The sequence below is a fragment of the Sphingomonas sp. genome (assembly GCF_025362505.1).
In the GTDB taxonomy this organism is placed as follows: domain Bacteria; phylum Pseudomonadota; class Alphaproteobacteria; order Sphingomonadales; family Sphingomonadaceae; genus Sphingomicrobium.
Genome location: NZ_JANYGG010000137.1, coordinates 1 through 9,578 on the forward strand (window position 1 = coordinate 1; position 9,578 = coordinate 9,578).

General features: G+C 64.3%; 5 protein-coding genes. All 5 read right to left on the reverse strand.

Going from position 1 to position 9,578, the window contains the following annotated elements:
• The coding region (rpoC, locus tag Q0R27_RS13020; protein ID WP_293945653.1) for a DNA-directed RNA polymerase subunit beta' at positions 1-2,721 on the reverse strand (2,721 nt) is incomplete at its 3' end.
• 88 nt (positions 2,722-2,809) lie between these two features.
• Positions 2,810-6,976 (reverse strand): DNA-directed RNA polymerase subunit beta, encoded by a 4,167-nt coding sequence (gene rpoB, locus Q0R27_RS13025; protein ID WP_293945655.1) that lies wholly within the window; start codon positions 6,974-6,976, stop codon positions 2,810-2,812.
• Between the two features lie 259 nt (positions 6,977-7,235).
• Positions 7,236-8,489 (reverse strand): DUF4010 domain-containing protein, encoded by a 1,254-nt coding sequence (locus Q0R27_RS13030; protein WP_293945656.1) that lies wholly within the window; start codon positions 8,487-8,489, stop codon positions 7,236-7,238.
• A 191-nt stretch (positions 8,490-8,680) separates the two neighbouring features.
• Positions 8,681-9,052, reverse strand: coding sequence for a 50S ribosomal protein L7/L12 (gene rplL, locus Q0R27_RS13035; protein ID WP_293945657.1), 372 nt, complete (start codon positions 9,050-9,052; stop codon positions 8,681-8,683).
• Between the two features lie 54 nt (positions 9,053-9,106).
• On the reverse strand, positions 9,107-9,578 hold a 472-nt coding region (gene rplJ / locus Q0R27_RS13040), incomplete at its 5' end, for a 50S ribosomal protein L10 (protein ID WP_293945659.1).

Sequence of the window (9,578 nt, forward strand, 5' to 3'; positions counted from 1 at the left end):
ACCGATGTTGACCGGCGTGCCGCGGGCAAGGTCGCGCCCGTAGCATTTGCCGCACACGCCGATCTTCGCCGCGCAAACGAGCGGCGAGCGGATCTTGAGCGCCTGCAGCCCGATTTCCTCGAGCTGAAGCACCATCGCCTCATCGAGCAACGTGCCCTCGGGGATCATCGGCTTGGACGTCTTGGGGTCCATGATGTCCTCGGCCGTGGTGCGGCCAAGGACGCGGTCGCCGAGCGAAGCAATGACCGCGCCGCCCTGGACGATTGCGCGCATCTCGAGCGCCTGGTCGGTCCCGCAATCAAGCTCCATCACGACGCAATCCTGCGACACGTCGACGAGGCGCCGCGTGAGGTAGCCCGAGTTGGCGGTCTTCAACGCCGTGTCCGCAAGGCCCTTGCGGGCGCCGTGGGTCGAGTTGAAATATTCACGGACGGTCAGGCCTTCCTTGAAGTTCGAGATGATCGGGGTCTCGATGATCTCGCCCGACGGCTTGGCCATGAGGCCGCGCATGCCGGCGAGCTGCTTGATCTGCGCCTGCGACCCGCGGGCGCCCGAATGGGCCATCATGTAGATCGAGTTGATATCTTCCTCGCGGCCATTGTCGAGCATTTTGACCGACGAGATTTCCTTCATCATCTCGGTCGCGACGCGGTCGCCGCAACGCGACCAGGCGTCGATTACCTTGTTGTACTTTTCCTGCTGGGTGATCAGGCCGTCCTGATACTGCTGCTCATAATCCTTCACCAGCGCCTTAGTCTCGTCGACCAGCTGGATCTTGGCACCCGGGATGACCATGTCGTCCTTGCCGAACGAAATGCCGGCCTTGAACGCGTGGCGGAAGCCCAGGCTCATGATCGCATCCGCGAACAGCACGGTCTCCTTCTGGCCGGTGTGGCGATAGACGATGTCGATGACGTCGCCGATTTCCTTCTTGGTCAGCAGGCGGTTGACGGTCTCGAACGGCACCTTGTGGCTCTTCGGCAGCGTCTCGCCAAGCAGCATGCGGCCCGGGGTCGTCTCGAAGCGCTTCATATACTGCTTGCCAGCTTCGTCGGTCTGCGGAACGCGGCTGATGATCTTGGTGTGGAGCGTCACCGCCCCCGCCGCAATCGCCTGATGCACTTCCGTCATGTCCGACAGCATCATGCCCTGGCCCGGCTCGTTCTGCTTTTCGATCGAGAGGTAATAGAGCCCCAGCACCATGTCCTGTGACGGAACGATGATCGGCTTGCCGTTGGCGGGCGAGAGGATGTTGTTGGTCGACATCATCAGGACGCGCGCTTCCAGCTGGGCCTCGAGGCTCAGCGGAACGTGGACGGCCATCTGATCGCCATCAAAGTCGGCGTTGAACGCGGCGCAGACCAGCGGGTGAAGCTGGATCGCCTTGCCCTCGATCAGGACCGGCTCGAACGCCTGGATGCCGAGGCGATGGAGCGTCGGCGCGCGGTTGAGGAGCACGGGATGCTCGCGGATCACCTCGTCGAGGATGTCCCACACTTCCTTGCGCTCTTTCTCGACCCACTTCTTGGCCTGCTTCAGGGTCATTGACAGACCCTTGGCGTCAAGGCGCGAGTAGATGAACGGCTTGAACAGCTCGAGCGCCATCTTCTTGGGCAAGCCGCATTGATGGAGCTTGAGCTCCGGGCCGGTGACGATGACCGAGCGGCCCGAATAATCGACGCGCTTGCCGAGCAGGTTCTGGCGGAAGCGGCCCTGCTTGCCCTTGAGCATGTCGGACAGCGACTTCAGCGGGCGCTTGTTGGCACCGGTGATCGTCCGGCCGCGGCGGCCGTTGTCGAACAGAGCGTCGACCGCTTCCTGCAGCATGCGCTTTTCGTTGCGGACGATGATGTCCGGCGCGCGCAGCTCCATCAATCGCTTGAGGCGGTTGTTGCGGTTGATCACGCGGCGGTAGAGATCGTTCAAGTCCGACGTCGCGAAGCGGCCGCCGTCGAGCGGCACCAGCGGGCGAAGTTCGGGCGGGATCACGGGGACAACCTCGAGGATCATCCATTCGGGCTTGTTGCCCGACTCGATGAAGCTCTCGACGACCTTCAGCCGCTTGATGATCTTCTTGGGCTTGAGCTCGGACTTGGTCGTCGCCAGCTCTTCCTTGAGCGCGGCAAGTTCGCCCTCGAGGTCGAGGTCCATCAACATTGTGCGCACGGCCTCGGCGCCGATCCCGGCCGAGAAAGCGTCCTCGCCGAATTCATCCTGCGCGGTGAGCAGCTCGTCCTCGGTGAGGAGCTGATACTTCTCGAGGCTGGTCAGGCCCGGCTCGATGACGACATAGGCTTCAAAGTAGAGGATCCGCTCGAGCTGCTTGAGTTGCATGTCGAGCAGCAGGCCGATGCGCGAAGGCAGCGACTTCAGGAACCAGATGTGCGCGACCGGGGCGGCGAGCTCGATGTGGCCCATCCGCTCGCGGCGGACCTTCGAGACGGTGACCTCAACGCCGCACTTCTCGCAGACGATTCCCTTGTATTTCATACGCTTATACTTGCCGCACAGGCACTCGTAATCCTTGATCGGACCGAAGATGCGGGCGCAGAACAGGCCGTCACGCTCGGGCTTAAACGTGCGGTAGTTGATGGTCTCGGGCTTCTTGATCTCGCCGAACGACCATGACCGAATCTTGTCGGGCGAGGCGATGCCGATGCGGATCTGGTCGAAGGTTTCCGGCTTGGCGATCGGATTGGCGAAGTTGGTCAGCTCGTTCATCGTTTCTCTTCCTCATTCCCCTCTGGCGGGAGGGGCCGGGTGAAAATGTCGTGGGGGCGGGCAGGCCGGCCCGCCCCCTTGAGTCAGGCTATTCGGCGGCGATCGCGGCCGGTTCGGCGTTGGGGTCAACGACCGAGTCCAGATCAACCGACAGGCCGAGGCTGCGCATTTCCTTGACGAGCACGTTGAAGCTCTCGGGAATGCCCGCCTCGAAGCTGTCGTCACCCTTGACGATCGCCTCATAGACCTTGGTGCGGCCGATGACGTCGTCCGACTTGACCGTCAGCATTTCCTGCAGCGTGTAGGCGGCGCCATAGGCTTGCAGCGCCCACACCTCCATTTCGCCGAAGCGCTGGCCGCCGAACTGGGCCTTGCCGCCCAGCGGTTGCTGGGTGACGAGGCTGTACGGCCCGATCGAGCGCGCGTGGATCTTGTCGTCGACCAAATGGTGCAGCTTGAGCATGTAGATATAGCCCACGGTCACCTTGCGATCGAACGGCTCGCCCGAACGGCCGTCGAACAGGACTACCTGTCCCGACGGATCGAGACCCGCCTTGACCAGCATCGCCGAGACGTCCGGCTCGCGCGCCCCGTCGAACACCGGAGTGCCCATCGGGATGCCGCCGACCAGGTTGCTGGCCAACTCCATCGTCGCTTCGTCGTCGCGGCTGTCGATCTCGGCGAAATAATTCTCGCCGTAGATGTCCTTGAGCTTGGCCTTCATGTTGGCGGTATCGGTGCCGGCAATGCCCTTGCCGCGTTCGTGCATTTCTTCAAGCATCTGGCCGATCTGCTGGCCAAGACCGCGCGCGGCCCAGCCGAGATGGGTCTCGAAGATCTGGCCGACGTTCATGCGTGACGGCACGCCGAGCGGGTTGAGGACGATATCGACCGGCGTCCCGTCCTCGAGGAACGGCATGTCCTCGTTGGGCAGGATGCGGCTGATGACGCCCTTGTTGCCGTGACGGCCGGCCATCTTGTCGCCCGGCTGCAGCTTGCGCTTCACCGCGACGAACACCTTGACCATCTTGAGCACGCCCGGGGGCAGCTCGTCGCCGGCCTCGAGCTTGGCGACGCGATCTTCGAGACGGGCGACGATCACGCCGACGGCGGCGTCATACTGGCCCTTGAGCGCTTCGAGATCGGCCTGGCGCTGGTCGTCCTTGACGGCGATCTTCCACCAGTCGTAGCGATCGATGCTGTCGAGTGTCTCTTCGTCGAGCGTCGCGCCCTTCTTCATACCCTTTGGCGCCGCTGTCGCGACCTGGCCGAGCAGCATTTCCTTGAGGCGCGAGAAGGTCGTGCGGTTGAGGATCGCCTTTTCATCGTCGGCGTCCTTGCGCAGCCGCTCCTTCTCCTCGGTCTGGATCGCCCGTGTACGGTCGTCGATGTCGATGCCGTGGCGGTTGAACGAGCGGACCTCGACCACCGTGCCGGCAACCCCCGGGGGCAGGCGGAGCGAGGTGTCGCGGACGTCGGACGCCTTCTCGCCGAAGATTGCGCGGAGCAGTTTCTCCTCCGGCGTCATCGGGCTTTCGCCCTTCGGCGTGATCTTGCCGCACAGGATGTCGCCCGGCTCGACTTCGGCGCCGATGTACACAATGCCCGCCTCGTCGAGGTTGCGGAGCGCTTCCTCACCGACGTTGGGAATGTCGCGGGTGATATCCTCAGGCCCGAGCTTGGTGTCGCGGGCCATGACCTCGAACTCCTCGATGTGGATCGAGGTGAACACGTCGTCCTTGACGATCCGCTCCGAGATCAGGATCGAATCTTCGTAGTTGTAACCATTCCACGGCATGAACGCGACGAGCACGTTGCGGCCGAGCGCGAGCTCGCCGAACTGAGTCGACGGGCCGTCGGCGATGACCTCACCCGCCGAAACCGTGTCGCCGACCTTCACCAGCGGTCGCTGGTTGATGCAGGTGTTCTGGTTCGAGCGCTGGAACTTCATCAGCGTGTAGATATCGACGCCGCTCTCGCCCGGGCGAAGATCACCCGTCGCGCGGACGACTATGCGGGTCGCATCGACCTGGTCGACGATGCCCGAACGGCGGGCCGCAATCGCTGCGCCGGAGTCGCGGGCGACGGTCTCTTCCATGCCGGTGCCGACCAGCGGCGCGTCGGCCTGCAACAGCGGCACCGCCTGGCGCTGCATGTTCGATCCCATCAGCGCGCGGTTGGCGTCATCGTTTTCCAGGAACGGAATGAGCGATGCGGCAACCGAAACGAGCTGCTTCGGGCTGACGTCCATCAGCGTGATCGTGTCGCGCGGCGCCATCAGGAAGTCGCCCGAGCGACGGCTCGAGACGATTTCCTCGGCGAAGTGCTTGTCGGCGTCGATTTCGGCGTTGGCCTGCGCGATGGTGTGCTTGGCCTCTTCCATCGCCGACAGATAAACGACGTCCTCGGTCACCTTGTTGTCGATGACCTTGCGGTACGGCGTCTCGATGAAGCCGTACTTGTTGACCCGGCTGAAGCTGGCGAGCGAGTTGATCAGGCCGATGTTCGGCCCTTCCGGAGTCTCGATCGGGCAGATCCGGCCGTAGTGGGTCGGGTGAACGTCGCGGACTTCGAAGCCCGCGCGCTCACGCGTCAGGCCGCCTGGCCCGAGCGCCGAGACGCGGCGCTTGTGGGTGACTTCGGACAGCGGATTGGTCTGGTCCATGAACTGCGACAGCTGCGACGAGCCGAAGAATTCGCGGACCGCGGCGACCGCCGGCTTGGCGTTGATCAGGTCGTTGGGCATGACCGTCGACACGTCGACCGAGGACATCCGCTCCTTGACCGCGCGCTCCATGCGCAGGAGGCCGACGCGATACTGGTTCTCGAGCAATTCGCCGACCGACCGCACGCGGCGATTGGCGAGGTTGTCGATGTCGTCGATGTCGCCCTTGCCGTCCTTGAGATTGATCAGCTCCTGCACGACCGCGAGGATGTCTTCGCGGCGAAGGATGGTGACGGTGTCCTCGGCGTCGAGGCCGAGCCGCATGTTGAGCTTGACCCGGCCGACCGCCGACAGGTCGTAGCGGTCGGGATCGAAGAACAGGCCGTAGAACAGCGCATCGGCGGTCTCGCGCGTCGGCGGCTCGCCGGGGCGCATGACGCGGTAGATGTCGCTCAGCGCCTGGTCGCCGTCTTCCGACTTGTCGGCCTTGAGCGTGTTGCGCATCCACGGGCCGGTGTTGACATAATCAATGTCGAGCAGCTCGAGCCGATCGGTCCCGGCCTTGTCGAGCTTCTCGAGATTCTCGGCCGAAATCTCGTCGCCGGCCTCGACGTAAATCTCGCCGGTCGCCTCGTTGACGAGGTCATAGGCCGAGAAGCGACCGAAGATTTCCTCGGTCGGGATGATCAGGTTCGCCAGCCCGTCCTTGGCCGCCTTGTTGGCGGTACGCGGCGTGATCTTCTCGTGCGCCTTGAACATCACTTCGCCGGTGTCGGCGTTGATCACGTCATGGGCCGGCTTCTGCCCGCGCCACTGCTCGGACACATAGGGGATCTGCCAGCCGTTGGGGCCGCGGACGTAGACCACCTTGTTGTAGAATTGGTTGAGGATCTCCTCGCTCGACAGGCCGAGCGCGTGGAGCAGCGCGGTCACCGGCAGCTTGCGCTTGCGGTCAATGCGGACGTTAACGATGTCCTTGGCGTCGAACTCGAAGTCGAGCCACGAGCCGCGATACGGGATGACCCGTGCGGCGAACAGGAACTTGCCCGAAGAATGGGTCTTGCCGCGGTCATGATCGAACAGGACGCCCGGGCTACGGTGCATCTGGCTGACGATGACGCGCTCGGTGCCGTTGATGATGAACGTGCCGTTGCGCGTCATCAGCGGCATGTCGCCCATGTAGACGTCCTGCTCCTTGATATCGATGACCGACTTGGCTTCGGTGTCGGGGTCGATCTCGAACGAAGTGAGGCGCAGCGTCACTTTCATCGGCGCGGCATAGGTCAGCCCGCGCTGGCGGCACTCGTCGGTGTCGAACTTGGGGTGCTCGAGCTCGTAGCGATCGAAGTCGAGGTGCGCGGTGCCGGCGAAATCCTGGATCGGGAAGACCGAGCGCAGGGTCTTCTCGAGACCCGAAACATAGCCGATCGCGGCATTGGAGCGAAGGAACTGCTCATAGCTTTCGCGCTGGACCTCGATGAGGTTTGGCATTTCGCTGATCTCGTGAATATTCCCGAAGATCTTGCGGATGCGGCGCGAGTGGTTCGGGCGCGGAGCCGTCGAGGTCAGGTCGATCGCTTTGGTGGCCATGGGTATCCCTGCGCTGTTGCTCGATACCCGGACGGACCGGGGGCCGAGGCTCCCCGGACGGGCCGGGCGTGATGGTCGGAGCGCTTGGCCTGTTGCCCCTCTCCTTGCGTTCGGCCCGTGCGCGGTTCGGGCCCTGTCCCGGAGAGGGCAGGAAAGGCCCCGGACGCACGAAAAGGTGCGGCGAGGCCGTTATGTTCTGGATAAACGGGATATAGGCCGATTCGGTCGGGGCGCAAGAGGGCAAAATCGGCCCGGTCGCCTAAAGCAGCTCCCACGCCAGCGAGGCGAGCAGGACCAGCAGGCTGGACCCCAGCGCCAGCACAGCGGCGCCGCTTCGTCGCCTGGCGGTCGCCCCCGTGACCGCCATCTTGAACGCCATGTTGACCGCCACCGTGCCGCCGATCGCGAGGCCCGCAAGGCGCGGCGCGATTGATCCTGCCGGCAACCCTGAAAGGGTGACGATGGCCGCGTCGACGTCGAAGCTCCCTGCAAGGAACAGCGACCAGGCGACTCCGCGTTCACCGAACGAGACCGACGCCCAGCGCACCAGCAGCGCCGCCCCGGCCACCGCCACGAGGAAACCGAGCGCGGGAGCCAGCTGGATCGGATTGCGGCCAAGCGACGGTTGTCCGGTGCCTGACTCCGTGGCCGACCGGCGCCAGGCGACCAGCGCAACGGCGAACGACACGATCATCGCCGGCCCGATTACGCGGACAACCGGTATAAAGGCCCCGCCGGCGAGCACGAAAATCAGCAGCAGCACGCGCAGGTACATGATCGCCGAGGCGATCGCGATGCCTGCGGTCCACGGCCCTTCCTCGCCCGAACGCAAGCGTTGGGCGAGCGAGGCGGTCACTGCGGTCGACGAATAGGCCCCGCCGATGACGGCTGTGGCGAGGGTCCCCTTGCGCTGGCCGACCAGCCGGTTGGCGATGTAGCCGGCGAAGGAGAAACCGGTGACGAGCACCACCACCAGCCATAGCTGAAAGGGATTCCAGGCCTCATAGGGACCAAAGCGGCGGTTGGGCAGGAACGGCAGGACTCCGCCGGCGATGACCGCATAATAAGCGAAGGCGTCGATATCCTGGCGGCTCAGCCGGTTGACGAAACGGTGCGATTGTTCGCGCGCTGCCAGGATCAGCGTGGTTAGCGCAGCGCCGGCGATTGCCACCATGGGCTGCCCCGATCCCGCGAGCAGGCCGAGCGCGACGGCGATCAGCGCGGCGACAAAGCTGGTCGCGTCGCGCTTTCCACTGCCCCTCGTCTGGCGCGCATAGCCCATGACCAGGACCGCCACGAGGCCGGCTAGCGGTACCGCACCGACAATCGCCCCGAGCGACTGGACGATCAGCGCGATGAGGCCGCCGCTCACTGCGAGCAGAGTGAAGGTCCGGATTCCAGCGATCCGTGATCCGCTCGCGCCATGGCGCAGCCGCCAGCCGCGCTCGATCCCGATGAGCAAGCCGGCCGCGAACGCCGCCGCCAGGCCGCGGATGATTACCCAGTCGATCAAGGGGTGGATGCCGTTGGCAAAGCGCGGTCGGTCATGCGCCCTCTTGGCGCGTTGCGGGGGAGGATACGAGTCCTGATAGGGCTGGGGATTGGTCGCACTCGCCAGCGCACGCGCGAAAAAGGCGACTCCTTGCGGAGCCGCCTTTCCCGATCACGACTGCTTCAAGACAGCCGCAAAACTGTGTTGGAAGCTTACTTGAGTTCGACGGTGCCGCCGGCTTCCTCGATCTGCTTCTTGATCTTCTCGGCTTCGGCCTTGTTGATGCCTTCCTTGACAGCCTTCGGCGCGCCTTCGACGAGCGCCTTGGCTTCGCCGAGGCCCAGACCGGTGATCGCGCGGACTTCCTTGATCACGTTGATCTTCTTGCCACCGTCGCCGGTGAGGATCACGTCGAATTCAGTCTGCTCTTCGACTTCCGGGCCAGCGGCGGCGGCGGGGCCGGCAACCGCGACGGCAGCGGCGGCCGAAACGCCCCACTTCTCTTCGAGGGCCTTGGCGAGGTCGGCGGCTTCGAGAATGGTCAGCGCCGAAAGCTGGTCGACCAGCGAGTTGATGTCAGCCATGTTAAACTCCTGTGCGGGGCAGCGCCCCAATGCGTTGAAAATGAAACGAAGAAACTATGCCGCTTCCTTGGCCGCATAAGCCCCGAACACGCGCGCCAACTGGGCACCCGGTTCGTTGATCGTGCGGGCAATCTTGGTCGCCGGTGCCTGGATGAGCCCGATGAGCTTCGCACGCAGCTGGTCGAGCGACGGGAGCGCGGCGAGTGCCATGACCCCTGCAACGTCGAGCAACGTGTCACCCATCGCGCCGCCAACGATTTCCAACTTGGCGTTGGTCTTGGCGAACTCCACTGCGACCTTGGCGGCCGCAACGGGGTCGATCGAGGTGGCAAGCGCGGTCGGGCCGGTCAGCATCTCGCCGATCGGTCCATAGCGCGTGCCCTCGAGGGCGATGACGGCCAGCTTGTTCTTCGCGACTTTGAACTGGGCGCCGGCGTCGCGCATCTTCAGGCGCAAGTCGGTGGACTGGGCCACCGTCAGGCCGAGATTGCGGGTGATGACCACCACGCTGGTCTCGGAGAAGACG

Bases quoted from the DNA above. Each gene is read 5' to 3' on its own strand.
- rpoB (WP_293945655.1), bottom strand. From the start codon at position 6,976: ATGGCCACCAAAGCGATCGACCTGACCTCGACGGCTCCGCGCCCGAAC.
- rplL (WP_293945657.1), bottom strand. From the start codon at position 9,052: ATGGCTGACATCAACTCGCTGGTCGACCAGCTTTCGGCGCTGACCATT.